Below are 26644 nucleotides of genomic sequence, written 5' to 3'. Positions count from 1 at the left end.
TGCCGGAACGGCGCCCGCCCAGTCCTGCCGGGGGCGGCCGCCGCCGCGGGCCGCGAAAGCGCTCCGGGCGTGACCCTTCTCACCCGCGGCCCCCAACAGCCCTGGAACTGTGGCCCATTCCACACCCGGGCGGTGCCCGTCCGTACGGGGGCGACCCCGGTGCGTCATCTCTCGACGGGCCGCGGCGGGCCCTGTGTCGGCTCGCCGTCAGCCCCCGGCCGTGGCCGCGGGGCTACCGGCCCGCGGCCAGCGGCACGGCGACGTCCACGACGTGCTCCCGCGGTCCGGCGGTCTCCCGGTTCGGGTAGTACACCTCCCGGTTCGGCCCGCCCCGCCCGTACCCGCGGGCGGCGGCCCAGGCGCCCACCGCGTCGTGGGCGGCGGCCATCGCGGTGAAGCCCCGCCGGGTCAGGGCGGTGTACGCCTCGCGGTGCGCGGGTTCGATGCGCACCGCGAACGGGCCGTGCGGCCCGACGTCGTTCGGGGTGGGGGCGCAGACCTCGACCAGGGCGTCGCAGTCCTCGCCCACCAGGCCGTGGTACACCGCGAACAGCGGTCCGGACAGGCACGCGCCGACCTCCCGCAGCCGGCCGAGCAGCAGCTCGCCGGCCTCGGCGAGGAAGCCGGGCAGCGCGGCGGCGTCCACGTGCCGGCGTACGAACAGGACCCGCTGCTCGGGTACGTCGCGCTCGGCGATCTCGAACACGGTGGTGCTCCTTCCACTCAGAACTTCCCGGGCGTAGCCCACCGCCTCCCGGCGGGCCGCGTGCTCGGCCTCCCGCTCCCGCCAGTACGCCAGCAGCTCCCGCTCGCCCGCGTTGCCGTCGGTGTCGGCGTTGCCGTCGGTGTCCGCGTCGGCGTCGGTGTCCGCGCCGGGGTCCGGCCCGGCCGCGTCCAGCACGGCCGCGATCCGCGCCAGCGGCAGCCCGGCGGCGCGCAGCAGCGCGATCCGCCGGGCCCGCTCGACCTGCGCCGGGCCGTAGCGGCGCACTCCGGTGCGCGCGTCGACCAGGGCGGGCGGCAGCAGCCCCCGCTCGTCGTAGAGCCGCAGGGCCTTGAGGCTGAGCCTGGTCCGGGCGGCGAGTTCGCCGATGGTGATCACGTTCTCCTGCACGCCCGCCACTGTGCCGCCTTCCCCTGGGGGAGGGGCAAACCCCGGAACGCTATGCGGCGGTACGTCGGCATTCGCACCGGAACCGCCCACAGAAGCCCGCAGAACCCGCGGAAGCCGGCGGAAGTCCGTGGAAGCCCGCCGGATCCGCCGCCTGTTCGCGGTGCCGGGCGGGGCGGTTCACCGGGCCGTGGACCGGGGGCCGTCCGTGCACGGTCGGCTGCCTGCGACCTGCGCGGAGACGCCCCGGGGTGGCGCCGTCCGTGGGCGAACGACGGATCCGGCGCCCCGCACGCCGCCGGGGGAGAGCGGGCCCGCCACCGGCCCGCCGGGGGGCGGGGGCCGGTGATGGCCCGGGCCGAGAGCGGTTCATATGATGGGAATTCAGTAGTTGAATTGCCGGTGTCATGATCCTCGGAGTGCGCCCGGACCAGGGCATGCCCGGGGAACCGGGCCGGTCCCCGGATCCGCTCCGGTCCTCGGGCTCGATTCAGGGGGATGCATGCGCGGCACCGTGCTCGCCGACCGCTACCGACTGGTGGACTGGCTGGGCGGCGGGTCGATGGGCGATGTGTGGCTCGCCGAGGACGAGGTCCTCGGCCGCCGGGTGGCGGTCAAGGTGGTGAAGCCCGCCCTGCTGGACGAGCCCGGCTTCGCCGAGCGCTTCCACGCCGAGGCCCGGGTCATGGCCCGGCTGCGGCACCCGGGCATCGTCGGCGTGTACGACTACGGGCACGACCGCGGGCCCGGCCACGACCACGACCACGGGCTCGGCGACGACCACGGGCCCGACGCCGGGCCCGGCGCCGCGAACGGGCGGCGCCCGGTCGGCTACCTGGTCATGGAGCTGATCGAAGGGCAGCCGCTGAGCGCCGTCCTGGAGCGCCGCGGAGCCCTGCCGGTGGCGGAGGCCCTGGAGCTGGTCCTGCAGGTGCTGGACGCCCTGGAGGCCGCGCACGGGTCCGGGGTGGTGCACCGGGACATCAAACCGGCCAACCTGATGGTCCGCGGCGACCGGACGGTGATCGCGGACTTCGGCATCGCCCGGCCCGACTGCGACGCCCGGACGACCGTCCCGGGGATGGTGCTGGGCACCGCCGCCTACCAGGCACCGGAACAGGCGTCCACCGGGACGGTCACCGCCTCGGCCGACCTCTACGCGCTCGGCGTGGTCCTCTACGAGTGTCTCGCCGGCCGGCTCCCGTACGAGGGGGAGACCGCCCTCGAAGTGATCCTCAAGCACCTGACGGAGCCCGTGCCGCCGCTTCCCGGGGAGGTGCCCGCGCCGGTGCGGGCGCTGGTCGAGCGGGCGATGGCCAAGGAACCCGGTGAGCGCTGGCCCGACGCGGCGACGATGGCCACCGCCGCACGCCGTGCCCTCGCGGCGGTGGAGGCGGCGCCGTCGCCGGGCCCGTCCCCGGCCCTGTCCTGGACGGGGACCGGGACCGGTCCCCGGCCGGTCGCGGCGCGTGCCCCACGAACCGGGCGTGCCCCGCGGACCGGACCCGCCCAGCGGACCGGGCACCGCCTGCGGGCGCTGGCCGGGGCGACGGCCCTGACCCTGCTCTGCATGGCCGGGGCCGCCGGGGCGGCGGTGGTCCGGCCCGGCCGGGACGGCGCGCCGCAGGACACCGCCGCCGTCGCCGGGCCCACGGACGGCCCCGCCCGGCCGGACGCCGCCGCGTTCGTGGAGGCCGGCAGCCCGCTCACCGGACAGCCGTCCGCCTCGGCGACGTTCCCGTTCCCGCCCCCGCCGGCCGTGCCGGGCGCGGGCGAGAGTCCCGCCCCCGCCCAGGCCGCCCCCGCGCCGACCACCCGGAGCCCCTTCGCCACGCCCCCCGCCCCGGCCGCCGCCGTGCCCACCCGCGGCTCCGCCCCGCTCCCGGCCCCCGCCTCCACCGCCGGGGAGAACCCCGCCGCGCCCGCGCCGACCCCCACCGCCCCGGCCCGGCCGGATCCCGCCGAAACGGCCACACCCACGCCGTCCGCGACGCCGACGCAGCCCACCCATCAGCCGGTGGCGCCGCTGCCCGAGCTGGCGCGGATCAGCAGCAACGGCGGCACGCTGGACAACTCCTACTCCAAGGACCGGGACGGCAACCAGGTCGACACCTTCGATGCCAACGGCACGCTGGCGCAGGTGTGGCGGCTGGACAAGGTCGACGAGGGTAGGTACTACCTGCGCAACGCCTCCAGCAACTTCACCAAGGGACTGGACCAGGACAGGGACAGCGGCCGGGTGCAGATCTGGACGAGCCCGCCGTCCAACTGGAACCAGGTCTGGGCCATCACGCCGGTTCCGGGCGGCCACCGGATCGTCAACGCCGACACCAGCCTGTGCCTGACGTCCGACGGCGTGGGCCACTGGGTGCGAGTGGCGCCCTGCTCGGGCGCGGACAACCAGGTGTGGACGTTGAGGTGAGCCGCCGGCCGCCGGCCGGGCCGTGGTCGGCTCACTCCGGCAGCCAGGACGGCCACTGCCGGCGGGGCCGCACGGCGGGCCCGCCCGGGCCGATCAGGGCGCGCAGCCGGTTGGCCTCGGGGGAGCCGAGGGAGGCCAGGATGTCGTAGGCCTCCGACCGGTGGGCCCGGGCCGCGTCGCCGTCGCCGTCCCCGCCGCGCTCGGCGAGTACGTCGCCGAGCGCCGCCAGGGCCAGCCCCCGTCCGCGGCGGTCGCCGTCGAGCGTCAGCACCTCGACCGCCCGGTCGGCCGCCGCCACGGCCTCCTCGCAGCGGCCGACGGCGCGCAGCGACTCGGTGAGCCGCAGCAGCGTACGGCCCGTGCGGCGCCGGTCGTCCGGCCGCAGCAGGGACAGGGCGTTGCGGTGGTGGTGCAGGGCCTGCTCGAACTCGCCGCGGTCGTGGGCGATCGTCCCCATCGAGTCGAGGGCGAGCGCCTGGAGGTCGTGGTCGGCGAGCCGGTGGCAGATCAGCAGGGACTGGTCGACGACGCGGACGGCCGCGTCGAACCGGCCGAGTTCGGTGAACGCGCGGGCCAGGTTGAGCAGTTCGGCCGCCACCGAGCGCCGGTCGCCGAGCTTCTCCCAGGCCGAGACCGCCGCCGTGAAGCCGGCGACCGCGTCGCCCGGCCGGCCGACCTGGACGAACAGGGCGGCCAGTGAGGCGTGGGCCAGGGCGAGCAGCGGCCCGGGCAGGTCGTGGGCGGTGCACAGGTCGCGGGCCCTGAGCAGTTCGGCGAGGGCCGCGGGTTCGGAGCCGACCTCGGTGAGCAGCCGTCCGAGCACCAGCCGGGCCCTGACCTCGGCCGTGCGGTCGCCCTGCCGGAGGGCGGCCCGCAGCAGGACCTTGGCCGCGTGCCCGAGCGGCCGGGTGGCCTGGCCGGTGTCGCACAACAGGCTGCAGCCGAGCAGCAGTTCGGCGACCAGGTCGAGCCGGGGCGGCTCGGGGAGCCCGGCGTACTGGCCGACCAGTGCGCCGATGCCGTGGTAGTCGACGCGGCCGTGGGGCGGTACCGCCGCGCGGGAGCCGGCTCCGGCCCCGGCCCCGCCACCGGCGTCGGCAACGGCACCGGGCAGGGCGGCGCGGGCGGCGGACGGGCCGAGCGCCGCGACGGTCTCTGCGTGGTGGTGGGCCGCCAGCCGGGTGAGGACGGCGGCCGGGAAGTCCTCCGCCGCCTCCTGCGAGCCGGCCGCCTCCTGCGGCCCAGCCCCCGCCTGCGGCCCGGCCTGCGGGGCCGGGGCGAGCTGCTGGGCGAAGGCGCGCAGCAGGTCGTGGTACCGGTAGCGGTCCGGGGGCGCGGTCTCCAGCATCGAGCAGTCGACCAGCGACTCGGCCAGTTCCTCGGCCTCCTCCTCGGGCAGGCCGAGCACCGCCGCGACCGCGCCCGGCGACAGGTCCGGCACCTCCGGCACCGCCAACAGCCGGAAGGCCCGGGCCTGTTCGGGCGTCAGCTGGTCGTAGCCGAAGCGGAACGCCGGTTCGACGGCGAGGTCCCCGGCGCGCAGCACGTCCAGCCGGCGCCCGTGGCCGGACAGCTTGTCGAGCAGCCGGGCCATGGTCCAGTCCGGCCGGCAGGCGAGGCGGGCGGCGAGGATGCGCACGGCCAGCGGGAGGTGCCCGCAGAGCCGGACGAGTTCCGCGGCCGTCCGCTCCTCGGCCCGCAGCCGCTGCCCGCCGATCACCCGGCCGAGCAGGCCGAGGGCCTCCTGCCGGGCGAAGGCGGAGAGCTCGACGACGTGCGCGTTGGGCAGCGAACCGAGCCTGGCCCGGCTGGTGACGAGCACGGCGCAGCCGGGCCGGCCGGGCAGCAGCGGCCGGATCTGCTCGGCGTCCCGGGCGTTGTCGAGGACGACCAGCACGCGTCGGTCGGAGAGCAGTGAGCGGAACTGGGCGGAGCGTTCGGCGAGTCCGGGGGCCAGTGCGTCCGCCGGTACGCCGAGGGAGCGCAGGAAGGTGCCCACGGCCTCCTCGGGGCGGGTCGGGCGGCCGTCGGCGCCGTGCAGGTCGAGGTAGAGCTGGCCGTCGGGGAAGTCGGCGGCCAGCTCGTGCGCGACGTGGACGGCCAGCGCCGTCTTGCCCACGCCGCCCAGGCCGGAGACGGTGGCGACGGGCACGGTGCGGGGGGCGAGCAGGACGGCCCGCAGGGCCTCGGTCTGCGCCTCGCGGCCGGTGAAGTCGGCGAGGTCGGCCGGGACCTGGGTGGGCCGGACCGCCGCCCGGTACGGCGGGCGGGTCGCGGCGGCGGCCCGGGGCCGCGCGGGCGCCACCAGGCCGGTGTCGGCCACCAGGATCCGGCGCTGCAGTTCGCGCAGCCCGGGCCCCGCGCTGACGCCGAGCTGCTCGCGCAGCCGCCGGTCCGCCGTGCGGAAGACGCCCAGGGCCTCGGCCTGCCGGCCGGTTCCGTAGAGGGCGAGCATCAGCAGTTCGGAGAACCGTTCCCTGAGCGGGTGTTCGGCCACGACGGCGGTCAGTTCGGCGACGAGCTCGCCGGACGGTCCGGCCTCGATCTCGGCCTCCAGGCAGGACTCCAGGACGGTCACCCGGCGTTCGGCCCACTCGCCGCGCTGCCGTTCGGCGTAGGGGCCGGGGAGCGCGGTCATCGGCTCGCCCTGCCACAGGGCCAGCGCCGAGCGGAGCACTCCGGCGGCGTGGGCGTGCTCGCCGTCGGCGCGCAGCTCCTTCGCCTCGTCGAGGAGCTCCTCGACGCGGTGGGTGTCCAGTGCGCCCGGGTCCAGGGCGAGCAGGTAGCCCCCGCTGAGCGTGGTCGGCACGTCGGGCCCCAGGACGCGGCGCAGGCGGTGGACGTAGGTGCGGATCACGGCGGAGGGCTTGGCGGGCGGCTCCTCGCCCCACAGGTCGTCGACGAGCTGACCGGTCGACACCGGGTGGTTGGCCCGCAGCAGCAGCGCGAGCAGCAGGCTCCGCTGCTGCGGCGACCCGAGCACGAGCTCGCCGCCGTCCCGCCACCCCCGCAGCGGCCCCAGCACCGCGAACCGCAAACCACCCACCGGCCGTCCCCCTCCGCCCGCGCAACGATCCCCCCGGCGCATGATACCGACCGCATCACCCCTGGTCAGAGGCGCCGTGCCCGGTCCGGGCGGTCGACGGCGCGCTGCTTGTCCATCACCTGTCAACACATTGTCGACCGCCTGTTGACGGGCCCGGCCGAGGCTTCGAGCAGCCGGACCGCACCGACGCGGTCCGGGAACGAGAGGAGTACTCCATGGCACAGCGGAAGTCCCTGGTCCGTTCGGCCCTGGCCGCGGCCGGCGTCGCCGCCGCGCTGTTCGCGACGGCCGCCCCGGCCGGCGCGGCCACCGCGGACCAGCAGCCGGCGCAGGCGCTCAGCGCGGCGCGCAGCACGCAGGTCGCGGTCGTCAACTGGACGGGCTGCGAACTGCGCCTGCAGAACGCCTGGCTGGACCACGGCATCTGGTCGAGCGGCCTGGCCCCGGACGCCATCGTGCGCGACGGGAACACCGGGCGCTGGCAGTCCGAGAGCAACGGCTTCCTCACCGGGACCGAGGGCCACGTCATCTACGACGCGGAGAACTGCGGGAACCCCGGGCTCAACGGCAAGCGCGTGCAGCTGCACTGGAACAACCCGTACGCCGGCAGCAACGGCTACGACTCCGCAGGCTCCGACCCGATGTTCCGGTTCGCGCAGAGCGGGGGCAGCGGCAACAACGCCGCCGTGTACTGGACGATCACGGGCCCCTGAGCGGTAGCCGGTTGACCGTCGGGCGCCCGGCCGGGACCTTCCCTCCCCGGCCGGGCGCCCCGGGCGCGCGGCGGCTCCGGCAGGTGCTGCCAGGAGAAGCGGACGGGCAGGTTTCGGCCAGTCGTGCCGACGGTGGATACATCCGGTCACGTCTTCGGCATGCTGACCGCACATTGTGTTCGAGACGCGACAAAGGAGAAGGCCATGCGTCGAATTGCGGCTCTGGGAACCGGTGCGGCACTGCTGGTCGCCGCCGGTGTGATGGCGGCGCCGGGGGCGTCGGCGACCTCGTACTGCAGCACCACCCAGGGCACGAACTGGGGGTCGGTGAGCTGCCAGACCACCGCCACCAAGAACCACTGGCAGCTGGTACTGGTCTGCAACAACGACAACGTCAAGGGCAACCAGACGACGGTCTTCGGCTCCTGGCACATGGGCAACGGGAGCGACACCCTCTACTGTCCGACCGGCTACAGCTCGGCCTACACCAAGGTCAACAACGACAACTGACCCACCGCACACGGGAGTCGGCCGTCGTCGCGGCGACGGCCGACACCTCGGCGCCTGCGGGATCCGGGGGGCCGGCCCGCTCACGTCATCGTGTAGCTGAAGTTCGACTTGAAGGAGTTCATCGAGCCGACCGCGATGGTCTCGCAGGCCGTGTAGAACTGCTTCTCGTCGTTGGGGTCGAAGCCGTTCGCGGACACCAGCTGGGCCAGCGACCTGAACTCCTGGAGGATACGGGCGTTGAGCTCCGCGTCGGGCTCCTTGCTGTCGCGGTGGTACTGCGAGTCCGCCGATCCGCCGCCGGCCTTGGCGAACAGGGTGAACCGGTTCATCGCTTCGTGGAGCGTGGCCGTCTCACCGGTGACCACCTTGTTGAACGCCGCGACGGCCGCGGTCGGGTTGGCGGCGGCCCGGCGGAACTCGGCGCCCTGGATGATGGCCACGATCTTGGCGCAGTACTTCTGCGCGTCCTTGGGCAGATCGTCGAACGGCTTGCTGCCGCTCTCGACCAGCGCCTTGATGAACCGGTTCGCCAACTGCTGCTCGGTGAGCCCCGAATTGCTCCTGGCCAGGTCGAACAGCTGGGAGTAGTCGCCCTCCTGCACACTGCCGAGGACGAAGTTCCCGCCGGCGCCGATGGTGTAGGAGGCGCCGTCCTCCACGTCGCTGTACGTGAACGGGTTCACCATCGCCTGCCGGTTGCGGAACGCCTCCAGGTCGAGGCCGACACCGCGCAGGGACAGCCGCCGGCGCACTTCCCTGTGGCGCTTCATCTGCTCCTCGTCGGAGATCGTCAACGCGTGCTGGAAGCCACCGGTGGCGATGGCGACGGGAGTCACGGGCGCCAGGTTCTGCCCGCTCGCCGCCCGCACCCGGGCGTGGGCCGCGTCGATGAGCTTCTCGTACGAGGTGAAGTGTTCGGTCCCGTCCGCCTCGGCCATCCTCCCGATCTCGGCCAGGATCGCCTGCTTGTCCGCCGCCGGCAGCCTCTTGTGACGCTCGGCCTTCCACTGGACCTTTTCGGTCTCCTCCGCCGTGCTGAGGGTTCCCCTGGCAACGGTGACGACCCGCTGCACCGCCGGTACCGCCCCGCCCGCTACCGCCCCGCCCGGGGCACGGTCCGCACCGCCGGGCGCGTCCGGGACGGCGACGGCCCGCTGCACCGGCGCCGCCATCACCCGGCGCGCGGTCGCCTCCGCCTCGCGCTCGAAGCGGTCGGACGGGTCGCTGACCCGCAGGCCGTTCCCGTGGTCCGTGCCGGCCACCGGGCCGTTGCGCTGCTGGATCACATGGGTCAACTCATGGGCCAGGGTGTGCTTGTCCGCCCCTCCGGCACCGAGGACGACATGGCTGCCCGAGGTGTAGGCGCGGGCGCCCACCTCCTGCGCCGAACGCTGCGCGGCCGTGCCGGTGTGCACCCGCACGTCGGAGAAGTCCGCCCGCAGCCGCTGCTCCATCTCCTCCCGCAGCCCGGCGTCGAGCGGCCGGCCCGGCGAGCCGAGGACCCGGTGCACGGCCGAGCGCTGCACGGGCTCCCCGCCGCCCGGCTCCTGGTGCCCGCCGCCCGGCTCCTGGTGGCCGCAGCCCGGGGCGTGCCGGTGGCGGGCCTCCTCGAACATCCGGGCCACGGCGGCGTTGCCGACGCTGCGCTGCAGGGCGGCCACCTCCTGCGGGGACGGAAGGCCCGCCCCCGGCCGCACCGGTACGGCCGCGGTGCGGGCCGTCCGCGCGGAGTCGGCGCCCTGGCGGCCGGAGCGGGCGCCGTCCGGCGTTCTGGCGGCTTCCCGTGCGTGCATGAGGGGGACCCTTTCGGGGCGGAGGACGGCTCAGCCTCCTGTATACGTGCCGCGGTCGGCGCCCGACCAGGTACGCGGGGGCAGAGTCACTGCCCCCGCGGGGCAGACCCGGCCGGGCCGCCCGGCCGTCCCGGCCGGGGCAGCAGGCCCGTCGAGCCGCGTCACCCGGCCGCGGCAGCGGATCGGTACGCGGTCCACGCGGCCCGCAGCTGGGACAGTCGCGACCGGAGCTCCGGGTCGTCCGCGCTCGACGCGACCAGGCCCGGCAGGACGACTGCCCGCCCCTGGTGCAGGCGCACCTCCAGGAGGCAGTGCTCGATGCCGCGGTTGACCTCCGGCGAGAACCCGAACGACCGCACCTGCGGCCAGGTGACCACACGTGTCCTCAGCAGGGTCCGCGTGGTCAGGCCCGCGGAATCCACTGTGGTACTGCCGCAGAACGGGCCCACGAAGGAGGCGGCGACGACATAGGCGACGATCAGGCAGACCGTGAAGGCCGCGATCATCGCGGGATCCCGGCCCTTGGCCCCTGCGGCGAGGACGAAGGCAAGGGCGCAGGCCAGAGCGGTCGGGAAGAGGACCAAGGTCCGCCGGCCCGTCCGCCGGTACCGGATCGGCGCCTTGAAGCGGAGCCGCCCGTCGCGCCGATCGCCCGTCACGTCCTGACCCACGGCATCTCCGTCGACCCGGGCGCGTCGAGGAATCCCTCGATACCCCACTCGGCGCCCCAGTTCCTGCCCGCCCAGTCGCTCTTGGGAGACCAGAGGGGCCGGGCCGGCTGAGGCCCCCACACCTCGGGGTCCGCGCGCACCAGCAGCTCGTCCTCCGCCGCGTAGCCGCCGGTCAGCACGGTTGCCACGAACTCCGCGAAACCCCCGTCGAAGTGGTCGAGCCGGTCCTCGTAGAACACCGTCACCGGCCACTGCTCGGGGTCCGGACCGGTCGTCAGCCAGCAGCACTGGTCGTGGTTGCTGTTCCAGCCCCAGGACAGCAGGCCGCCCGGGTCCGGGAACACCGGGGTGGGGCCCGGCTGGTCCCACCGGTGCTCCTCGCCCTCGATCTGGTCGCGGAGATCGAGGTCGTTCGTGATGCGCCAGTCCGCCAGGCCGCCCGGCGCTTCGTAGAAGGACGGCTTCTCGCTCGGCGTGTACACCCCCCACTCGCCGTTCAGGCTCACCCCGCCGTACAGGTCGATGAACGCGCGGTAGTCCGAGGGCAGCTGGACCCCGAGTTCGGCGGGCGCCAGCTCCCACGGGACCCGCGCCGGGGTGTACACCGGCTCTCCCATGATTGCCCGCAGTCGGTCCCACGCCTCGGTCATCGCCCATCCCTTGTCGGCCGTCGTCGCATCCGATGCCGCACTCTAGGCGACGGCTCCGACAGGCGGCCGCCCCGCTCAGGACGCGTGCGGTGGCTCCTGCCGGCTGTCGTAGTGCTCCTGGGCGGCGAGGAGCTCGTCCCCCTGCCGGCCGAACCACTGGATGAGTTCGGTCAGCGGCCCGGCCAGGCTGACACCGAGTTCCGTCAGCTCGTAGGTGACCTGGGGCGGGGTGGTGGGCGCGACACGGCGGTCGACGAGCCCGGCCCGGGCCAGTGCCTTGAGGTTCTGCGACAGCATCTTCTGGCTGATGCCACCGACCCGTTGGTGCAGCTGCGCGAAGCGGTGCGGGCCGGCGACGAGGGCCGAGATGATCAGTGTCGCCCAGCGGCTTGTCGTCCGGTCCATGATCGGCCTGAGCACGCACCTGTTGTCGAAGGTGTCGTGGGCCAGGAGACGGGCGGCCGTCGCGACGTGCTGAGTTTCCATCACGTCACGAGCTTACAAAAAAGTACGTACTTCCCAGTGGTAACCAGCTTTCCTACGGTGACTCCGCAGGCACCAACGCTCGAGGAGCCACTGTGATCAGCAGCAACGCACGTACGGCGATCGTCACGGGAGCATCGAAGGGCCTCGGCGCGGGGATCGCCAGGACGCTGGCCGGGACCGGCGCGGCCGTCGTGGTGAACTACCGGGAGGACGCGGAGGGCGCCGAACGGGTCGTCGCGGGCATCACCGCCGACGGCGGCCGGGCGATCGCGGTCCGGGCGGACGTGGCCCGCGGCGACGACGTGCGCCATCTGTTCGATCGCGCGCGCGAGGAGTACGGACCGGTCGACGTGCTCGTGAACAACGCGGCCGTCGCCGCCTTCGCGCCGCTGTCGGGCATCACCGAAGAGGAGTTCCAGCGCGAGATGACCACGAACCTGCTGGGGACGATCCTCACCACGCAGGCCCTGGCCGCGCAGGACGACATCGGCGCCGCGTCGATCATCAACGTCTCGACGGCCGGAACGCTCACCCACCCGCCGTACGCCTCGCTCTATGTCGCGTCCAAGAGCGCCGTCAACGCGTTCACCATCGTGGCGGCCAAGGAACTGGGCCCGCGCGGCATCCGGGTCAACGCGATCATGCCCGGACCCTCGGACACCGAGGGCACCCGGGCCATGGGATTCCCCGGCTCGGCCCAGGAAGCACAGGCGATCGCCGGCACCCCGCTGGGCCGCACGGGCACCCCGGACGACTACGGCCCGCTGGTGGCCTTCCTGGCCTCCGACGACGCGCGCTGGATCACCGGGGATGTCATCCTCGCTTCCGGCGGCATGCGTTGACGCTCTGTCTGTTCGGGGACGGGCTCCGCCGCGTGCCCGCGTGCCCGCGTGCCCGCGTGTCCGCAGTCGGCGAGTCCTGCGGCCTGATCGGTGAACGTCCGTCCGCAGGAGGTCCGTGCGGTTGCCTCGGGGTGGCTCGCGCAGCTGACGGGTGGCCGGCCCTGTCGCCCGTCGTGACGGATCCGTTCCCGAAGGGTGAGCGCCGGGCGCCGCCGCATCGGCCTCGGCGGCAGCGTGATGGTGATCCACCGCTTCAAGCGCCACCGCGCGGCAGCCACGAGACGGGACACGACGAACTCGCTGACCGGCACGAAGCAACGGTGCTGGTCGAAGCCGCCAACGAATGTCTGTGGGCCGTACATTTGGGACGCGCCCCAGTGGCCGAGAGGTTGCTCGGGTAGGGCTGCGCCCGTTCCTGTCTCTCCGTCGGACCGCGTCCTTGCCGAACGTCAACCCGCGTTGATCCGAGCCGGCCTTCGGACAACGGGCGCACCTCTCATGCCCTCACAGAACGCTCTGTCCGGGCTGGCGTACAGGAAGTCGGCGGGGTCGACTTCTCGTGCGTGGGGTGGCTGGGTTTGGGGCGGGCGATCGTCGTGTGCTGCTGCGCAGGAAGTCGGTGGGGCCGACTTCCTGCGCAGCAAGGGGTGTTGGTCAGGTTCGGGTGGCGGCTTGGACCTGGGTGCGGCAGTGGGTGAGGGCGTATGTGATGCGGGTGTCGGGGTGGGGGGTGGTGGTGAGGAGTTCGCCGGCGGTGACGAGGGTGGTCCAGTAGAGGGTGGGGTTTCCGGTGCGGGGGAGGGGTTGGGCGGCGGCGAGGGAGAGGTAGGCGGCGGTGAGGTTGCCGGTGGTGAACCAGCGGTGCAGGCCGTGGTGGTGGCCGGGTCGGATGCCGCCCATGGCGTCGATCGCAGTGAGGAAGTGGTCGACGACGGTGAGTTCGGTGTCGGTGAGGGAGGCGGGGACGTCGAAGACGCCGAGGGCTTCGAGGAGTTCGCCGGTGTCGGTCTCGGAGTTGGGCCGGGGGTTGGCGAGGAGGGCGTCGTGGCACTCGTCGAGGCGGCGGAGGGTCTCGGCGAGGGGGATGGTGAGGGCGAGGCAGACCGCCCGCGCGGAGGGGAGCGGCTTGTGGGTGCGGCGGGCGAGGAGGGCGTAGGTGTCGGCGGGGGTGCGGCCGCGGGAGAGGGCGTGGCCGGCGAGGGTGGTGAGGTGCATGGGGGTTCTGGGCTTTCAGGCGGTGGCGAGGGCGGGACCGGGGGCGGGCGCGACGAGGGCCCAGACGTACTTGCCGATGCCGCCGGGGAGGGAGGTGCAGCCCCAGCGCTCGGCCAACTCGTTGACGAGGAACAGGCCGCGGCCGTGTTCGTCGTCGGGGGCCGGGGTTCGGGGAGTGGGGTGGTTGGTGCCCGCGTCGTGGACTTCCAGGCGCAGGCGGGAGCCGGCGACGGTGAAGCGGACTTCAATGTGGAGGTCGTCGGGGGCGTCGGAGTGCTGGACGGCGTTGGCGAACAACTCGCCGAGCAGCAGTTCGGCGGTGTCGCAGTACCGCTCCCCGGAGGGCAGCCCGGAGAGGTACGCGCGGAGCAGGTAGCGGGCCAGGGGCGTGGACTCGATACGGGAGTCGAGGCGCGCGACGAACATGCGGGGACGGCGGTGGGTTTTGAGCATGGGGGAGTGCCTCAAGGGAGGATTGCGTGCGAACGGAGTGCGTCGTGCGGTGCGCTACGACGCCGACTCGGGGGTCTTGCTGAAGTGAGGGCCCGGACCGCAGCGATGGCGGTCCGGCCTCGGGGGTGTCGGCGTGATCAGCCGACCGGGACCGGGACGCCCCGGACGAGGAGGGGGAGGCCGTCGCCGTGCTCCCAGGCGTCCCAGGCGTCCTCGACACGGCGGCACTGGTCCTCGGCCATGAGGTCGCGGAGCTGGTGACGGGGGACCCAGTGGAGGGCGCGGAGTTCTTCCGGGGGCTGGTGGTGGCTGGTGGTGTTGGCCTGCTGGGGTGTGAGCTTCCCGCCCGCGTAGACGAGGTTGAGGCCCTCGGGGAATTCGGCGGCGGGCATGTAGTCGATGGTGAGGACGGTGCGGAGGGGCAGGACGAGACCGGTTTCGGTTTCGAGGTGCCGACGGGCCGCGAGGTGGGGGAGCTCGTCCTGTTCGGCGCTGCCGCCGGGGAGGATGAGGCCGTCCATGTAGACGGGGTCGACGAGGAGGACGAGCAGGCCGCCCGATCCGTCGGGGTCCTCGCGCAGGGCGAAGATCTGCTGACCCGACCGGCGGGCCGGGGGCTTGCTCATGATGCGGGTCCTGCTCAACTCTGCTCCAGGTAAGAGGGGTTGATGAAGGGTGGCAGCGCCCGCCCGTCGACGGGCGGGCGGTAGGCCTTCCCGGGCGTGACCTCCGCGACGATGCTCCCGCGCGGATCGCCTTCCTCCGGGCTGGTGAAGTCCAGTGCGAGTTCGTGGAGTTGAAGGCGAGTATCGGGATTTCGCGCGGGGTGCATGAGGTCTCCGCTGGTTGCTCTGTGCTCCCGATGAATCACCGGGTGTAGCCATAGTGGCGCCTCGCCCGCTACGATCGGAAGGCTTTCCCACTTGACAGTTCCCCCGTGTGGTATTCGCGCAGCAGTGGAGGTCTGACGATGCGTGAGTCTCAGCTGGATCCATCGGCCTCGCCTCTCAAGGCGTTCGGGGCCCAACTGCGCAAGCTGCGCAAGGCGGCAGGCTTGACGCAGACCCAGCTCGGCCAGCGTACAAACTTGAGTGATAGTCAGATTTCGAACCTCGAAAGAGGGACATGCAATCCCACGCTTGACTGGGTTCGTAAGGCTGACAAGGTCATCGATGCCGGTGGAACATTGGAACTGACGTACTGGAGCCTGAGTCGGTCGTCATTGCTGGAAGGGTTTCCCGAGTACGCGGCGCAAGAGGCGAAGGCTCAGGGCATCTCCCACTTCGAGCTGGGCGTCGTGCCCGGCCTGGCTCAGACCATGGAGTACGCCAACGCCTTTGCGTCCGCAGCCGTGCGGCGCGGCAGCATTACCGAGGAGCAGGCAGCAGATCGGCTCGACTTCCTGGCCACACGGCAGAAGCTGCTCGACCAGCGGTCGGTTCCGCGCCTGCACTTCGTCCTGGATGAAGGTGCGCTCCTGCGAAGGGTGGGAGGGCCCAGGGTCATGGCGCGGCAGCTGTCGCACCTTGAAGACCTCGCGAGCCGTCCGAACGTCACCATCCAGGTGGCGCCGTTCTCACTCGCAGAAGAGCTGCCGTTCACCATGGTTGTTACGCTGCTTACCCTGGCGGATCGATCACTCCTGGCATACTCGGAGTGCCAGCTGCGCGGCTTCCTCGCGCGAGACGCTGATACGGCCCAGGCCTGGGAACGGGACTACCATCAGCTCCAGGTGGAAGCGCTGTCGAAGGCCGCGTCACTGGAGATGATCCGCAAGCAAGGCGTGAGAGGAACGTCATGATTTCCCCTGTAGACCTGTCCGACGCCGCATGGTTCAAGAGCAGTTACAGCAACAACGGTGGTACCTGCGTCGAGGTGGCTCCCGACTTCCCCGGCCTGACTCCTGTCCGTGACTCCAAGGACCCTCAGGGCCCGGCTCTCGTCTTCCCGGCCGAGTCGTGGAAGTCGTTCGTCGCGGCTGTCCGCAGTGGCGAGTTCGGCGACGTCTGAGTCCGATCCCGGAAGAGGCGGCCCCGCTTGGGGGCAGTTTCCGGGGGCATGGCGTCACGTGGCCGGCTGACCAGGGTCAGGCTGTGAAGAGACAGTCAGGCGCTCGGCTGGGGGTAGCCCCAGCCGAGCGTTTTTGTGTGCGCTGGGGAGGGCACGGAAGGGCTGTGAGCGCTATGGAGTTCGATCCGGCCAGCGCCAGGTGGCGGAAGAGCACGTACAGCAACAACGGGGGTAACTGCGTCGAGGTGACAGCGGACTTCCCGGGTCTTGCTCCCGTTCGTGACTCGAAGGACCCCGATGGTCCGGCTCTTGTCTCCCCGGCGGAGGCCTGGATGTCGTTCGTCGCCGCTGTCCGCAGTGGCGAGTTCAGCGACATCTGAGGCGGGAGGAGGTCTTCGGAGACATGGCGGCACGTGGTTGGTTGCGGCCCAAGTCGAGGCTGTGAAGAGGTAGTCGGGCGCTCGGCTGGGGTTGCCCCGGCCGAGCGTTTTTGTGCGTGCGGGGGAGGGCACGGAAAGGGCTGTGAGCGTTATGGAACTCGACCTGACCGGCGTCGGGTGGCGGAAGAGCACGTACAGCCAGCAGGGCGGCAACTGTGTCGAGGTGGATGATGCACATCCGGGCAGGGTCCGTGACTCCAAGGACCCCCAGGGCCCGGCTCTGGTCTTCCCGGCGGAGGCCTGGGTGGCATTCGTCGCGGCCGTCCGCAGCGGCGAGTTCAGCGAAGCCTGAGAGGGGAGTCATGGCCGACGGCGTAGATCTGTCCGGGGCTCGGTGGTTCAAGTCTTCCTACAGCAACAACGGGGGTGACTGCGTCGAGGCGACAGCGGACTTCCCCGGGCTGGCTCCTGTCCGTGACTCCAAGGACCCCCAGGGCCCGGCTCTGGTCTTCCCGGCCGAGGCGTGGATGTCGTTCGTCGCGGCCGTCCGCAGCGGCGAGTTCGGCGAAGCCTGAGAGGATGACCATGCACGACGGCACCGCCCTCGACCAGGGGGGCTACAGCTGGGCCAAGTCCAGCTACAGCAGCAGCGAGAACGGCAACTGCGTCGAGGTCGGCCGGACCCCGGCCGGTACCATCCCGGTGCGCGACACCAAGCAGCACCGGCGCGGCCCGGTCCTGGAGTTCACTCCTGCGGCCTTCCAGAACTTCCTCGACGCCGTCAAGGCGGGTGAGTTCCCGGTCCAGCCGTAGCGGTTGGCTCCCGACTTCTCCGGCCTGGCCCCGGTCCGTGACTCGAAGGATCCTCAGGGTCCGGCTCTTGTCTTCCCGGCCGAGGCGTGGGTGTCGTTCGTCGCGGCTGTCCGCAGTGGCGAGTTCGGCGACATCTGAGGCGGGAGGAGGTCTTCGGAGACATGGCGGCACGTGGTTGGTTGCCGTCCGAGTCGAGGCTGTGAAGAGGTAGTCGGGCGCTCGGCTGGGGGTTGCCCCAGCCGAGCGTTTTGTGTGAGTGGGGGAGGGCACGGAAGGGTTGTGAGCGTTATGGAGTTCGACCCGGCCGGCGCCAGGTGGCGGAAGAGCACGTTTGCTCCGGTGCACCGGCTCGCCGCTCACCGGCAGCTGGCATGCCACCTGCCGATCACCGAACAGGTGGCCGCCCGGCAGCTGTCCCTGCCGTGCTGCCCGGCGATGACCGCCACCGACGTGCAACGGGTCATCGACGCGATGCACGCCATCTGGGCCTGACCGGCCCGGCCGGCCCCGGCCACCGATCGTTCGGCGGCCGGGCCCTGTGATCAGAAGATCGGAGGCCGCCCCAGCCGGGCCATCCGGCGCACCGTGCTCCACCGCATCGGCCGACGCGGTGGGTACGCCACGCGCACCCCCTCGAAGAACCCGCCCCACCAGGCCTTCAGGCCCTCCATCGGTGGGCGGCGCAGCAGGGTGTAGCCGATCCAGGAGGCGAGGTAGACGGGCACGAGTGGAGCGGGGAGGTGGCGTTTGGCGAGCCAGACGCGGTTGCGGGCGGTCATGCGGTAGTAGGCGGCGTGGCGGGCCGGGTCGGTGCGGGGGTGTTGCAGCACCATGTCGGCGCGGTAGTCGATCCCCCAGTCGGCGTCCAGTGCGCGCCAGGCGAAGTCGGTCTCCTCGTGGGCGTAGAAGAACTTCGTGGGGAACTCGCCGACCTGGTCGATCACGGTCATGCGGATGGCGTGGCCTCCGCCGAGGAAGGTCGTGACGGGGCCCGACTGCATCGGGTCGGACGTGCCGAGGCGGGGGACGTGGCGGCGCTGGGTGAACCCGGTCTCGTCGGCGATCCGGAAGGAGACGATGCCCAGCTTCGGGTCCTGCTCGAAGGCCTCCCGGATCAGGCGGAAGGTGTCGGTGCGGGGCAGCAGGCCGTCGTCGTCCAGCACCACCAGCACGTCCGTGCCGCCGAGTCCGCGCAGCCGCTCCACGCCGGCGTTGCGGCCGCCCGGGATGCCGAGGTTCTCCGGCAGTTCCACCGCGTCCACCCACTCCGGCAGCTCCGGCAGCTCGATGCCCTGCCCGAGAACCACCGTACGCACCCCGGTGTCGGCGCCGTCCTGCGCCCGCACCGACTCCAGCAGCGCCGCCAGCTCGGCGGGCCGGTTGCCCATCGTCAGCACCACCACGCCCAGCGTGACGCCCATGCGAACCGACCTGACCCTTCGAGGACTCGATGAACTCTCCGACACCCACCGCCCACGGTCGCCGGTCACTGTACGAGCTGGCGGCCGCGGGACGCCTGCCCGACCACCAGGTGATGGACCGGCCGACGCTCATGTGGATCGCCGGGCAGCGGCCGGGTGGTCCGGGTGTGCGGCCCAGACTGCCACACCCCGCGACGGCCCTGGTACCCGATCGGTCCTGGTTCGCCGGCACGGAGACCGCGGCCTCTCACCTGGCGCTGCGCGCCCTGTCGACCGAGTAGGAGCCTGCCCGTGCACCCCGACTGGGACCTCGCCCACACCGACCTCGACTCCCCGACCGGCAAGCAGCTGCCGGCCGGCCTCGCCGCCACCCCGGACCACTGGCGCCAGCGCTTTCAGCACACCCCCAACGGGCACCTGCTACGGCCGGACGGCAACGCCATGCTGACCGCGCTCGCCTCCGGCCGCCCCCTGTACTTCGAACAGGAGAAGGCAGCCGAGGCATGGACGTACTGGAATCGCCAGAGCATCACCGCGCCCTTCAACAGCTCCTGCGGCCCGAAGGGAGAGATCGGCGTGAACCCCGCCACCCCGCTGGCCCGGGTGACCGTCTGGACTGCCGAGCAGTGCTCCCGCGGCTTCCTCCACCCCATCGAACGCGTGGCGGCCGTGCCGGCCCCGCGGCTGGTGCCCTGGCTCGTCGCCCACCTGCGCGACAGGACGGAGGAAGAGCGGTGGAACAACCGGTCATCGGCTCCAGCGTGAGCGGCCGTGAGCGGCTGAAGGAGCCCCGCCCGGGGCCGAAAACCGGTGCCGTCCGCCCGCCCGATGGAGCAGCATGACCCCTGTGTCTGATACCTCCATCCTCACCCGCACCGAGGCCGCCGAGCGCCACCGCCTGCTCGACGTCCGCACCGTCCGCCTCGACCTCGACCTGACCCGCGGCCGGGAGGTGTTCGGCTCCACCACGGTCATCCGCTTCGCCTGCTCCACCCCGGGCGCCGCCACCTACGTGGACGTCAAGCCGGCCGCACTCCACCGGGTGCTGCTGAACGGCCGCGAACTGGACGTCACCGCTCTGCGGGACGGGCGCTTCCCGCTCACCGACCTGGCGGCCGACAACGAACTCACCGTCGAAGCCGACATGGCCTACTCGCACACCGGCGAGGGCATGCACCGCTTCACCGACCCCGCCGACGGCGAGGACTACGCCTACACCCAGTCCTTCCTCGACGACGGCCCCCGGGTGTTCGCCTCCTTCGACCAGCCCGACCTCAAGGCGCGGTACACGGTGTCCGTCACCGCGCCGCAGCAGTGGACCGTGGTCGGCAACAGCCTGGGCCGCCAGAGCTCGCCCGGCCGCTGGGAGTTCGACCCCACCCCGGCGATCAGCAGCTACCTCCTCGCCGTCGTCGCCGGCCCGCTGCACTCGGTGCGCGCCGAGCACGACGGGATCCCGCTCGGCCTGCACTGCCGCCGCTCGCTCGCCGCCCACCTGGACGCCGACGCCGCCGAACTGCTGGAGATCACCCGGCAGGGCTTCGACCACTACCACCGGGTCTTCCGGCACCGCTACCCCTTCGACAGCTACGACCAGTGCTTCGTCCCGGAGTTCAACGCCGGCGCGATGGAGAACCCGGGCTGCGTCACGCTGCGCGACGAGTACGTCTTCCGCTCCGCCGTGACCGACACCAGGCGCGAGGAACGCGCCATGGTGGTGATCCACGAGATGGCGCACATGTGGTTCGGCGACCTGGTCACCATGAAGTGGTGGGACGACCTGTGGCTGAACGAGTCCTTCGCCGAGTACATGGCCTACAGCGTCACCGCCGCCTCCACCCGCTTCACCGGCGCCTGGACCGGCTTCGCCGCCGACCGCAAGCCCTGGGGCTACGACGCCGACCAGCGCCCCTCCACCCACCCGGTGGCACCCGGCACGGTCGACGACACCGCCCAGGCGCTGCAGAACTTCGACGGCATCTCCTACGCCAAGGGCGCCGCCGTCCTGCGCCAGCTCGTCGCCTGGCTCGGCGAGGAGACCTTCCTGACCGGGGTCAACGACTACTTCGACGCGCACGCCTTCGGCAACGCCACCCTCGACGACCTGCTCCGGGCCCTGGCCGCCGCCAGCGGCCGCGACGTCCACGCCTGGGCCGACCGCTGGCTGCGCACCAGCGGCGTGGACACCCTGCGGGTGACCGACGGCCGCATCGAGCACACCTCCGCCGACGGCGCGCCGCGCCCGCACCAGCTGACCGCGGGCCACTACCGGCGCACCGCCGACGGCGCCCTGGAACTCGCCGAGCGCGTGCCGCTCGACCTGCCCGGCGACCTGCCCGGCGACGGCGCCGTGCCGCTCGACCCGCCGGCCGACGGCACCGAGCTGACCCTGCTCAACGACACCGACCTCGGCTACGTCAAGATCCGCCTCGACCCCGCCTCCTGGCGGACCGCGCGCTCCTCCCTCGGCGCCGTGCCCGAGGAACTCGCCCGGGCGGTGCTCTGGGGCGCCGCCCGCGACCAGGTGCGCGACGGGGAACTCGCGCCCGGCGAGTACCTGCGGCTGGTCGCCGACCACCTGCCCGGCGAGACCTCGGTGCACCTGGTGGACGCGGTGCTCTCCTTCGCCCGCGACTTCGTGGCGGACTGCGCCGTGCCGCCCGCCGAACGGCCGGCCGCACTGGCCGAACTGGCCCGGGTCTGCCGCACCCTGCTGCGGCGCACCGAGGGCGAGCCGGACCGCACCGGCCTGCGCCTGGTCGCCGTACGCGGCGTGATCGCCACCGCCGACGGGGACCGGACCGCCGAACTGCGCGACTGGCTGGCCGCCGGCACGGTGCCCGGCGGGCCGGAGCTCGACCCCGACCTGCGCTGGCAGCTGCTGGCGCGGCTGTGCGTGCTCGGCGCGGCGGGCGAACCGGAGATCGCCGCCGAACTCGCCGCCGACCCCAGCGACACCAGCGAGCAGGGCGCCGCCCGCTGCCGCGCCGCCCTGCCCGACCAGGCCGCCAAGGAGGCCGCCTGGCAGGCACTGTTCCACGGCGAGCTCTCCAACTACCTGGCCGCCGCCACCGCCAAGGGACTGTGGCAGCCCGAGCAGGCCGAACTGCTCGACGACCTGACCACGCGCTACTTCAAGGAACTGGGCCCGGCCGCCGCCCGCCGCGGCCCCGCCCTGGCCCGGGTGCTCACCACGGCGGCCTTCCCCGCCTTCGCCGCCACCGACCGGACCCTACGGGCGGCCGAGGCCTGCCTCGCCGACCCGGACCTCACCGTGGCGACCCGGCGCGGCCTCGTCGACCAACTGGACACCCTGCGCCGCGCCGCCCGGGCCCGCGCACTGACCGGGCAGTAGAGCCCACCAACCGGTCGGTCACCGGCCCCGCCCGTGACCGCCCCGCCACCCGCAAGAACCCGCAGGCCCGGACCGCACGTTGTGACGGTCCGGGCCTGCGGTCCGTCCGGTCAGGGCTGCGGCCGCTTCCGGTTCCGGTCGCCGCGCGGTTTGCGGCCCTCACGAATCCCGTACCGGGCCGAATCGCTCCGTCCGCATCGGCAGCACGCCGTAGTCCGTCAACTCGATCGGGTTCGAGAACTTCTGTCCGCTGTTCGGCCCGGTCATGTCCTCTCCGCGCAGGTACCGGCAGAACCATTCCGCGAATGTCAGGTCGTAGCGGTAGAACTCGTTGTCGTGGCCGACGTAGACCACGATGCACCAGCCGTACCCGGTGCCGGTGCGCAGCAGGAACACCGCTTCCCCGTGCGCGGTTGACATGATGGGGATCAGGCCGTCCGGCGCGCCGAACCCAGGGGTGCGGGGAATCCGGGGAAGTTCTCGTCCGTGAACTCGCAGTCCTGGTAGGCGACCACGGTCTCCCGTATGTAGTCGCCCAGGTTCTGGGCCTGACCGGCGGGGCCCCTCAGCCAGATCGACCGGCCGATCTCGATCGGCGCGTAGCGCTCGGCCAGGGTCTTGAAGTCTCCCGGCAGTTCCACGCCCAGCTCGGTTTCCAGCCCGTGCCAGCACTCCGCCGGCACGCCGGGTCCACTGGGCGGTCCGATGATCGCGCGTATTTCTTCCAGAAAGTCGATCACGGGTCGGCTCCAGTCAACTCGGGGCAGTTCGCGGTCCCCTTGGTGGTTCCACCCGTGGGGCTCTGCATGATCACACAGTGCTCGGACATTTCAGTTTCGAGTGGGAATGTCGGCTGCTGGACCGTTCGGGCGATGCGCCCCTCCGTGTCTCCCGGCGGTGGGTTTGGGGTGTTCGGGGTGCCGGAATCCTGCACTCCAGAATCCGGCTCTCCGTACGAAGGGAATCGATGCCATGAAGAGCATCACGCAGAGGGTGCTGCTGCTCTCCGCAGTCACCGCCACCGCGGCCGCGGTCAGCGTTGTCCCGGCACCCCTCGCCCAGGCCCGCACCGAACTGGTCACCTCCCCTCAGCTCGGCGTCCAGTTCAACCCCGATGGCGACCCCGGCCAGTGCGGTGGAAGAACGGGCGAACAGTGGAAGGACGACTTCGGCGTGACCGAGGCGATCCGCTTCGACACCGACTCCCGCCCCGGCGGTTGTCTGCTCGCATTCGGTATCTACGATCCGGACAATCGACTGGCAGGTTCGTCCGTCACCTACACCTTCAAGGCCACGCCCGGTGGTGATCCCGCCCAGTGCGGAAACCCGGGCACCCACCAGGTGCCGATCGGGACGACCCGGACCTTCGGCCCCAGCATCCGGATCGACACCGACAACCGGCCGGGCGGATGCGATCTCACGTTCGCCCTGTCGAGTTCCACCATGAAGATGGGCATCAACTTCTACTCGGACGGCGACCCCGCCCAGTGCGGGAACGCCGGCCCGGATTACGGCATCTTCAGCCCCGTGGACAACTTCAGCTCACCCACCATCCGGATCGACACCGACGACCGGCCCGGCGGCTGCGGGCTCAAGCTCCGGCTGGAGTAGCTTCCGGCCTCAGGGGGACATCTCATGGCCTTCGCCGGGGTCGCGGCAGCCGTCGTCCGCACCCGTGGGCTCCCCGACATGAGATGTCCTCCACGAGGGCCACAGGTCGGGCCCCGGAGCCCGGCCGATGTACTCGTCGGCGTCGGGGCCTCTCCCGTCAGGACGGCGGCCGGGAACTCGGTCGTGCCGCCGGGCGCAGTTCGGGTGCAGGTGTCTCCCCCGGGCATTAGGGTCGCCTGAGTGTCAGGGAATTACCGGCACTTGACGGCTCATCAGATTCACCGAAGGGGGGCGGGGGTGGCGACGGTCAATGCGGGCCTTCCGCGTGGGTTGCACATCGTGGTGTTCCGGATCCTGCGGATACGCCTGCTGCTGGTCGTCATCGTCGCGCTGGCTCTGTTCCGGGTGCTCTCGGTGGTCCAGGCGCTCATCGCCGCCCTGGCGGTCGCGGTGGTTCTGATCGCCGTGAGGAAGGCGGTGCTGAAGGCGCTCGCCCCGAGGTTCAGTGCCGTGTGCCAGGTCCGGGTGGGCGACCGGCCCTTGCTGGCCTTCGCGGGCTCCCAGCGGGTGATCAGGGTCGGCGACCCGGACACGGGGGACCTGGTCGGCTTCCTGAAGGGGCACGGAGGGTGGGTGAACGCCCTGTGCGAGGTGGAGGTCGGCGGCCGGCCCCTGCTGGCCTCCGGTGGGGACGACCGGACGGTACGGCTCTGGGAGCCGGGCACGGGCAGGCAGGTGTCCGTCCTCAAGGGGTCGCGGGCCGCCGTGCGCGGGGTCTGCCAGGTGCGGGTGGGTGACGGAGTGCTGCTGGCCGCCGGCGGGGACGACGAGGCGCTCCGGCTGTGGGAACCGGGCACGGGCGAGCCGGTCCGGGTCATCTCGCCCGGCGCCGGCGGGGTCATGGCGGTGTGCGCGGTCCGCTCCGAGGGCAGGGACCTGCTCGCCTCCGCCCACGGGGACCGGACGGTACGGCTGTGGGAGCCGGGCACGGGCGAGCAGGTGCGGGTGCTGACGGGCCACGACGGCTGGCCGACGGCCCTGTGCCAGATACGGGCCGCGGACGAGGTCCTGCTCGCTTCGGCCGGCATCGACGAGAAGGTGCGACTGTGGAACCCGGGCACCGGGGAGCAACTCCACGTCATGGAGGACGACTTCGGCTGGCTGCACGCCCTGTGCCAGATCGAGGTGGGGGAGCGGTACCTGCTGGCCTCCGGCGGCGACGGGCCGGGCGTGAAGCTCTGGGACCCGACCACGGGAGAGCGGGTGGGCACGGTGGGCGGCGCCCAGCACCTCCTGGGGCCGTTCGGCTGCGGCTGGGTGCGCGCCCTGTGCCAGATCCAGGTCGACGGCGAGCCGCGGATCGCCACCGGCGGATACGACAAGCGGGTGGAGACCTGGCGCCTCACGGGACAGAACACCTAGGGCCTACCCACCGGCCCCCCCCGAGGGGCCGGGCCTGCCTCCGCGTGCACCCCGATGACCCACGACGGTACGGGGATACCTATGCCGGCGGACGCCGGTGGGTCGACTTAGGTCGGTGACGTCGGCTTCACATGCAGTCGGATGACTGATGCCTCCCCTGGGCCCTCGCCGCCACAGTGGTGTTGCTCCGCGAGCGGAACGCCGGAGCGCCCCCTGGGCAGTTGAAGAGCAGCAGAGGAGATCATGATGAACCTGCGGAAGACGGCGATGAGGCTCGGCGTGGGTGTCGCCACGGTGGCCGGGGTGCTCGCCGCCACGACGACGAGTGCGAGTGCCGACATCCTCACCTCGATCGAGACCGGCCCCGGCAAGTGCCCCGCCAACTGGGTGTGCCTGTGGAGCGAGAACAACTACATCGTGGGCAACCCCAAGGGCGGGGTCGACTACGGGGCGGTGGGCGCGAACGAGAACATCGCGGACCTGGGGAAGTTCAAGTTCGAGAGCAAGCTCTGGCGCTGGAAGGGCATGGCGGACGATGCCTCCTCGGTCGTGAACAACACCGGGAGCAGCATCTGCTTCTACGAGAACACCAACTACGGCGGCCTGGAGTTCAGGATCGGCCCCTGGGAGAAGTGGGCCTCGGTCCCGTCGTGGATCAACGACAAGATCAGCTCCTTCAAGTTCTGCTGACCTCCCCTTCCCCCCTTCCCCCCTCTTCGACCTGAACGGATCGTCATGAAGCTTTCCAGGAACCTGGCCAAGCTCGGCCTGAGCGCCGCCGCCGCCGTCGGTTTGATCGTGACCGGGGCGACCTCCGCGAGCGCCACCAACGTCTACGACATCGGCCACGGGGCCGGGTCGTGCCCCAGCGGCTACGTCTGCCTGTGGTCGGAGGCCAACTTCATCCGCGGCACGACCATCAACGACAACAAGTTCGGCTCCTTCGCGTCGAACCAGAACACCGGCGACATGGGCAAGCTCCAGAAGCGCGACTCCGGTGGCGACAAGGGCATGCAGGACATCACCTCGTCGGTGCTGAACAACACCGGGAGCAGCATCTGCTTCTACGAGAACAACTGGTACACCGGCCTGGAGTTCAAGATCGGCCCCGGGGAGCACTGGCCCTCGGTCCCGTCGTGGATCAACGACAGGATCAGCTCCTTCAAGTACTGCTGACCTCCTCCTTTCCTCGACCTGAACGGATCGTCATGAAGATTTCCCGGAAGATGACCAGGCTCGGCCTGTGCGCCGCCGCCGCCGTCGGGCTGGTCGTGACCGTCGCGGGCTCCGCCAGCGCCAACACGATCCTCGGCATCGGGCAGGGCGCCGGAGCGTGCCCCACCAACTACGTCTGCCTGTGGTCCGAGAGCGGTTTCGTCGCCAACACCGGCCACACCGGCAAGTTCGGGGCGATCGCCTCGGACCAGAACATCAGCGACATGGGCAAGCTGGAGCAGAAGGGCGGCCTGTGGACGGGGATGCAGGACACCACCTCGTCCGTGCTGAACAACACCGGGAGCAGCATCTGCTTCTACGAGAACAACAACTACGGCGGCCTGGAGTTCAGGATCGGCCCCCGGGAGCAGTGGCCCTCGGTCCCGTCGTGGATCAACGACAGGATCAGCTCCTTCAAGTACTGCTGACCGTTCGCAGGGCCCGAAGTCCCCGACCGGTTTTCGCATGTGCCTGACGCGCAGGCCCGGACCGCATCCACTGCGGT

At 72.1% G+C, this 26644-nt stretch carries 32 protein-coding genes; 20 read left to right on the top strand and 12 right to left on the bottom strand.

The window, feature by feature from the left end; translation table 11 throughout:
* Positions 1–232: 232 nt before the first annotated feature.
* On the bottom strand, positions 233–1114 hold the full coding sequence (locus ACFVUY_RS31110; RefSeq protein ID WP_387692463.1) for a MerR family transcriptional regulator: 882 nt from the start codon (positions 1112–1114) through the stop codon (positions 233–235).
* 499 nt (positions 1115–1613) lie between these two features.
* Here ACFVUY_RS31110 and ACFVUY_RS31105 point away from each other — a divergent pair, with 499 nt between their 5' ends.
* A complete protein-coding gene (locus ACFVUY_RS31105) occupies positions 1614–3533 on the top strand; it encodes a protein kinase (RefSeq protein ID WP_387735563.1) in 1920 nt (639 codons plus the stop codon).
* Positions 3534–3564: 31 nt separating this feature from the next.
* On the opposite strand, the gene ACFVUY_RS31100 is transcribed toward ACFVUY_RS31105, so the two are convergent.
* Positions 3565–6579, bottom strand: a complete 3015-nt coding sequence (locus ACFVUY_RS31100) for a BTAD domain-containing putative transcriptional regulator (protein WP_387735560.1) — start codon at positions 6577–6579, stop codon at positions 3565–3567.
* A gap of 215 nt (positions 6580–6794) precedes the next feature.
* Between ACFVUY_RS31100 and ACFVUY_RS31095 the strand changes: the two genes are divergently transcribed.
* Positions 6795–7292: an aegerolysin family protein gene (locus ACFVUY_RS31095; RefSeq protein ID WP_359910672.1), complete on the top strand. Its 498-nt coding sequence runs from the start codon at positions 6795–6797 to the stop codon at positions 7290–7292.
* A 204-nt stretch (positions 7293–7496) separates the two neighbouring features.
* Positions 7497–7802, top strand: coding sequence for a hypothetical protein (locus ACFVUY_RS31090; RefSeq protein ID WP_359910675.1), 306 nt, complete (start codon positions 7497–7499; stop codon positions 7800–7802).
* A gap of 80 nt (positions 7803–7882) precedes the next feature.
* Here the strand turns inward: ACFVUY_RS31090 and ACFVUY_RS31085 are convergent, their stop codons facing one another.
* The 4 genes from ACFVUY_RS31085 to ACFVUY_RS31070 form a co-directional block, all read right to left on the bottom strand.
* Positions 7883–9595 (bottom strand): DUF4157 domain-containing protein, encoded by a 1713-nt coding sequence (locus ACFVUY_RS31085; RefSeq protein ID WP_387735557.1) that lies wholly within the window; start codon positions 9593–9595, stop codon positions 7883–7885.
* Between the two features lie 161 nt (positions 9596–9756).
* Complete coding sequence (locus tag ACFVUY_RS31080; RefSeq protein WP_387735554.1) at positions 9757–10266, bottom strand: PH domain-containing protein; 510 nt, start codon at positions 10264–10266, stop codon at positions 9757–9759.
* The gene (locus tag ACFVUY_RS31075; RefSeq protein WP_387735551.1) at positions 10251–10916 is read right to left on the bottom strand and encodes an SMI1/KNR4 family protein; all 666 of its coding nucleotides are present in this window, start codon (positions 10914–10916) and stop codon (positions 10251–10253) included. Before ACFVUY_RS31075 ends, ACFVUY_RS31080 begins: the two co-directional genes overlap by 16 nt.
* Positions 10917–10991: 75 nt before the next feature.
* Entirely contained in the window at positions 10992–11402 is a 411-nt protein-coding gene (locus ACFVUY_RS31070) for a winged helix-turn-helix transcriptional regulator (protein WP_387735601.1), read from the bottom strand.
* Positions 11403–11494: 92 nt separating this feature from the next.
* On the opposite strand from ACFVUY_RS31070, the gene ACFVUY_RS31065 reads away from it, so the two are divergent.
* Positions 11495–12244, top strand: a complete 750-nt coding sequence (locus ACFVUY_RS31065; protein ID WP_387735548.1) for an SDR family NAD(P)-dependent oxidoreductase — start codon at positions 11495–11497, stop codon at positions 12242–12244.
* 654 nt (positions 12245–12898) lie between these two features.
* On the opposite strand, the gene ACFVUY_RS31060 is transcribed toward ACFVUY_RS31065, so the two are convergent.
* From ACFVUY_RS31060 to ACFVUY_RS31050, 3 genes are all read right to left on the bottom strand, one after another.
* The gene (locus ACFVUY_RS31060; protein ID WP_387735546.1) at positions 12899–13459 is read right to left on the bottom strand and encodes a hypothetical protein; all 561 of its coding nucleotides are present in this window, start codon (positions 13457–13459) and stop codon (positions 12899–12901) included.
* Positions 13460–13474: 15 nt separating this feature from the next.
* Entirely contained in the window at positions 13475–13885 is a 411-nt protein-coding gene (locus tag ACFVUY_RS31055) for an ATP-binding protein (protein ID WP_387735545.1), read from the bottom strand.
* Positions 13886–14049: 164 nt separating this feature from the next.
* The gene (locus ACFVUY_RS31050; protein WP_387735542.1) at positions 14050–14538 is read right to left on the bottom strand and encodes an NUDIX domain-containing protein; all 489 of its coding nucleotides are present in this window, start codon (positions 14536–14538) and stop codon (positions 14050–14052) included.
* A 344-nt stretch (positions 14539–14882) separates the two neighbouring features.
* Here ACFVUY_RS31050 and ACFVUY_RS31045 point away from each other — a divergent pair, with 344 nt between their 5' ends.
* The 8 genes from ACFVUY_RS31045 (at position 14883) to ACFVUY_RS31010 (ending at position 17607) form a co-directional block, all read left to right on the top strand.
* Positions 14883–15713 (top strand): helix-turn-helix domain-containing protein, encoded by an 831-nt coding sequence (locus ACFVUY_RS31045; RefSeq protein WP_387735540.1) that lies wholly within the window; start codon positions 14883–14885, stop codon positions 15711–15713.
* Positions 15710–15922, top strand: a complete 213-nt coding sequence (locus ACFVUY_RS31040; protein WP_387735538.1) for a DUF397 domain-containing protein — start codon at positions 15710–15712, stop codon at positions 15920–15922. The genes ACFVUY_RS31045 and ACFVUY_RS31040 overlap by 4 nt, the downstream gene beginning before the upstream one ends.
* Positions 15923–16095: 173 nt before the next feature.
* Positions 16096–16302 carry a DUF397 domain-containing protein gene (locus ACFVUY_RS31035; protein WP_387735599.1) on the top strand — a complete coding sequence of 69 codons (207 nt, stop codon included), beginning with the start codon at positions 16096–16098 and terminating at the stop codon, positions 16300–16302.
* A 151-nt stretch (positions 16303–16453) separates the two neighbouring features.
* Positions 16454–16654 (top strand): DUF397 domain-containing protein, encoded by a 201-nt coding sequence (locus ACFVUY_RS31030; protein ID WP_387735597.1) that lies wholly within the window; start codon positions 16454–16456, stop codon positions 16652–16654.
* Between the two features lie 10 nt (positions 16655–16664).
* The gene (locus tag ACFVUY_RS31025) at positions 16665–16877 is read left to right on the top strand and encodes a DUF397 domain-containing protein (RefSeq protein WP_387735536.1); all 213 of its coding nucleotides are present in this window, start codon (positions 16665–16667) and stop codon (positions 16875–16877) included.
* A 4-nt stretch (positions 16878–16881) separates the two neighbouring features.
* Positions 16882–17115, top strand: coding sequence for a DUF397 domain-containing protein (locus ACFVUY_RS31020; RefSeq protein ID WP_387735534.1), 234 nt, complete (start codon positions 16882–16884; stop codon positions 17113–17115).
* A 3-nt stretch (positions 17116–17118) separates the two neighbouring features.
* The gene (locus tag ACFVUY_RS31015; protein ID WP_387735531.1) at positions 17119–17253 is read left to right on the top strand and encodes a DUF397 domain-containing protein; all 135 of its coding nucleotides are present in this window, start codon (positions 17119–17121) and stop codon (positions 17251–17253) included.
* Positions 17254–17403: 150 nt separating this feature from the next.
* Entirely contained in the window at positions 17404–17607 is a 204-nt protein-coding gene (locus ACFVUY_RS31010; protein ID WP_387735594.1) for a DegT/DnrJ/EryC1/StrS family aminotransferase, read from the top strand.
* Between the two features lie 50 nt (positions 17608–17657).
* Here the strand turns inward: ACFVUY_RS31010 and ACFVUY_RS31005 are convergent, their stop codons facing one another.
* A complete protein-coding gene (locus ACFVUY_RS31005) occupies positions 17658–18536 on the bottom strand; it encodes a glycosyltransferase family 2 protein (RefSeq protein WP_387735529.1) in 879 nt (292 codons plus the stop codon).
* 29 nt (positions 18537–18565) lie between these two features.
* Here ACFVUY_RS31005 and ACFVUY_RS31000 point away from each other — a divergent pair, with 29 nt between their 5' ends.
* The 3 genes from ACFVUY_RS31000 to pepN all read left to right on the top strand — a co-directional run bounded on the left by ACFVUY_RS31000 (position 18566) and on the right by pepN (position 21891).
* Complete coding sequence (locus ACFVUY_RS31000) at positions 18566–18817, top strand: hypothetical protein (protein WP_387735527.1); 252 nt, start codon at positions 18566–18568, stop codon at positions 18815–18817.
* Between the two features lie 10 nt (positions 18818–18827).
* Entirely contained in the window at positions 18828–19301 is a 474-nt protein-coding gene (locus ACFVUY_RS30995) for a hypothetical protein (RefSeq protein ID WP_387735524.1), read from the top strand.
* A gap of 82 nt (positions 19302–19383) precedes the next feature.
* Positions 19384–21891, top strand: a complete 2508-nt coding sequence (gene pepN / locus ACFVUY_RS30990) for an aminopeptidase N (protein WP_387735522.1) — start codon at positions 19384–19386, stop codon at positions 21889–21891.
* Between the two features lie 159 nt (positions 21892–22050).
* Here pepN and ACFVUY_RS30985 read toward each other — a convergent pair whose 3' ends face one another.
* Both ACFVUY_RS30985 and ACFVUY_RS30980 read right to left on the bottom strand, forming a co-directional pair.
* On the bottom strand, positions 22051–22311 hold the full coding sequence (locus ACFVUY_RS30985; protein ID WP_387735520.1) for a hypothetical protein: 261 nt from the start codon (positions 22309–22311) through the stop codon (positions 22051–22053).
* Between the two features lie 8 nt (positions 22312–22319).
* Complete coding sequence (locus tag ACFVUY_RS30980) at positions 22320–22631, bottom strand: hypothetical protein (RefSeq protein ID WP_387735518.1); 312 nt, start codon at positions 22629–22631, stop codon at positions 22320–22322.
* Positions 22632–22863: 232 nt separating this feature from the next.
* Here ACFVUY_RS30980 and ACFVUY_RS30975 point away from each other — a divergent pair, with 232 nt between their 5' ends.
* The 5 genes from ACFVUY_RS30975 to ACFVUY_RS30955 all read left to right on the top strand — a co-directional run bounded on the left by ACFVUY_RS30975 (position 22864) and on the right by ACFVUY_RS30955 (position 26567).
* On the top strand, positions 22864–23502 hold the full coding sequence (locus ACFVUY_RS30975; protein ID WP_387735516.1) for a hypothetical protein: 639 nt from the start codon (positions 22864–22866) through the stop codon (positions 23500–23502).
* 339 nt (positions 23503–23841) lie between these two features.
* Positions 23842–24924, top strand: coding sequence for a WD40 repeat domain-containing protein (locus tag ACFVUY_RS30970; protein WP_387735514.1), 1083 nt, complete (start codon positions 23842–23844; stop codon positions 24922–24924).
* A 243-nt stretch (positions 24925–25167) separates the two neighbouring features.
* Entirely contained in the window at positions 25168–25614 is a 447-nt protein-coding gene (locus ACFVUY_RS30965) for a peptidase inhibitor family I36 protein (protein WP_387735511.1), read from the top strand.
* A gap of 45 nt (positions 25615–25659) precedes the next feature.
* Positions 25660–26100 (top strand): peptidase inhibitor family I36 protein, encoded by a 441-nt coding sequence (locus ACFVUY_RS30960; RefSeq protein WP_387735509.1) that lies wholly within the window; start codon positions 25660–25662, stop codon positions 26098–26100.
* Positions 26101–26132: 32 nt separating this feature from the next.
* Positions 26133–26567, top strand: coding sequence for a peptidase inhibitor family I36 protein (locus ACFVUY_RS30955; protein ID WP_387735506.1), 435 nt, complete (start codon positions 26133–26135; stop codon positions 26565–26567).
* The last annotated feature ends 77 nt before the right edge of the window (positions 26568–26644 follow it).

Origin of the sequence: Kitasatospora sp. NPDC058063, assembly GCF_042885395.1 — a bacterium.
GTDB classification, from domain to species: domain Bacteria; phylum Actinomycetota; class Actinomycetes; order Streptomycetales; family Streptomycetaceae; genus Kitasatospora; species Kitasatospora lactacystinica.
The sequence above is the reverse complement of the archived record's forward strand: the minus strand, read 5'-3'. Positions and strand labels throughout refer to the sequence as shown.

Coding starts and splice junctions, on each gene's coding strand:
- ACFVUY_RS31105 (WP_387735563.1), top strand. CDS start 1,614: ATGCGCGGCACCGTGCTCGCCGACCGCTACCGACTGGTGGACTGGCTG.
- ACFVUY_RS31095 (WP_359910672.1), top strand. CDS start 6,795: ATGGCACAGCGGAAGTCCCTGGTCCGTTCGGCCCTGGCCGCGGCCGGC.
- ACFVUY_RS31090 (WP_359910675.1), top strand. CDS start 7,497: ATGCGTCGAATTGCGGCTCTGGGAACCGGTGCGGCACTGCTGGTCGCC.
- ACFVUY_RS31085 (WP_387735557.1), bottom strand. CDS start 9,595: ATGCACGCACGGGAAGCCGCCAGAACGCCGGACGGCGCCCGCTCCGGC.
- ACFVUY_RS31075 (WP_387735551.1), bottom strand. CDS start 10,916: ATGACCGAGGCGTGGGACCGACTGCGGGCAATCATGGGAGAGCCGGTG.
- ACFVUY_RS31070 (WP_387735601.1), bottom strand. CDS start 11,402: ATGGAAACTCAGCACGTCGCGACGGCCGCCCGTCTCCTGGCCCACGAC.
- ACFVUY_RS31060 (WP_387735546.1), bottom strand. CDS start 13,459: ATGCACCTCACCACCCTCGCCGGCCACGCCCTCTCCCGCGGCCGCACC.
- ACFVUY_RS31055 (WP_387735545.1), bottom strand. CDS start 13,885: ATGTTCGTCGCGCGCCTCGACTCCCGTATCGAGTCCACGCCCCTGGCC.
- ACFVUY_RS31050 (WP_387735542.1), bottom strand. CDS start 14,538: ATGAGCAAGCCCCCGGCCCGCCGGTCGGGTCAGCAGATCTTCGCCCTG.
- ACFVUY_RS31045 (WP_387735540.1), top strand. CDS start 14,883: ATGCGTGAGTCTCAGCTGGATCCATCGGCCTCGCCTCTCAAGGCGTTC.
- ACFVUY_RS31040 (WP_387735538.1), top strand. CDS start 15,710: ATGATTTCCCCTGTAGACCTGTCCGACGCCGCATGGTTCAAGAGCAGT.
- ACFVUY_RS31035 (WP_387735599.1), top strand. CDS start 16,096: ATGGAGTTCGATCCGGCCAGCGCCAGGTGGCGGAAGAGCACGTACAGC.
- ACFVUY_RS31030 (WP_387735597.1), top strand. CDS start 16,454: ATGGAACTCGACCTGACCGGCGTCGGGTGGCGGAAGAGCACGTACAGC.
- ACFVUY_RS31025 (WP_387735536.1), top strand. CDS start 16,665: ATGGCCGACGGCGTAGATCTGTCCGGGGCTCGGTGGTTCAAGTCTTCC.
- ACFVUY_RS31020 (WP_387735534.1), top strand. CDS start 16,882: ATGACCATGCACGACGGCACCGCCCTCGACCAGGGGGGCTACAGCTGG.
- ACFVUY_RS31010 (WP_387735594.1), top strand. CDS start 17,404: ATGGAGTTCGACCCGGCCGGCGCCAGGTGGCGGAAGAGCACGTTTGCT.
- ACFVUY_RS31005 (WP_387735529.1), bottom strand. CDS start 18,536: ATGGGCGTCACGCTGGGCGTGGTGGTGCTGACGATGGGCAACCGGCCC.
- ACFVUY_RS31000 (WP_387735527.1), top strand. CDS start 18,566: ATGAACTCTCCGACACCCACCGCCCACGGTCGCCGGTCACTGTACGAG.
- ACFVUY_RS30985 (WP_387735520.1), bottom strand. CDS start 22,311: ATGTCAACCGCGCACGGGGAAGCGGTGTTCCTGCTGCGCACCGGCACC.
- ACFVUY_RS30975 (WP_387735516.1), top strand. CDS start 22,864: ATGAAGAGCATCACGCAGAGGGTGCTGCTGCTCTCCGCAGTCACCGCC.
- ACFVUY_RS30965 (WP_387735511.1), top strand. CDS start 25,168: ATGATGAACCTGCGGAAGACGGCGATGAGGCTCGGCGTGGGTGTCGCC.
- ACFVUY_RS30960 (WP_387735509.1), top strand. CDS start 25,660: ATGAAGCTTTCCAGGAACCTGGCCAAGCTCGGCCTGAGCGCCGCCGCC.
- ACFVUY_RS30955 (WP_387735506.1), top strand. CDS start 26,133: ATGAAGATTTCCCGGAAGATGACCAGGCTCGGCCTGTGCGCCGCCGCC.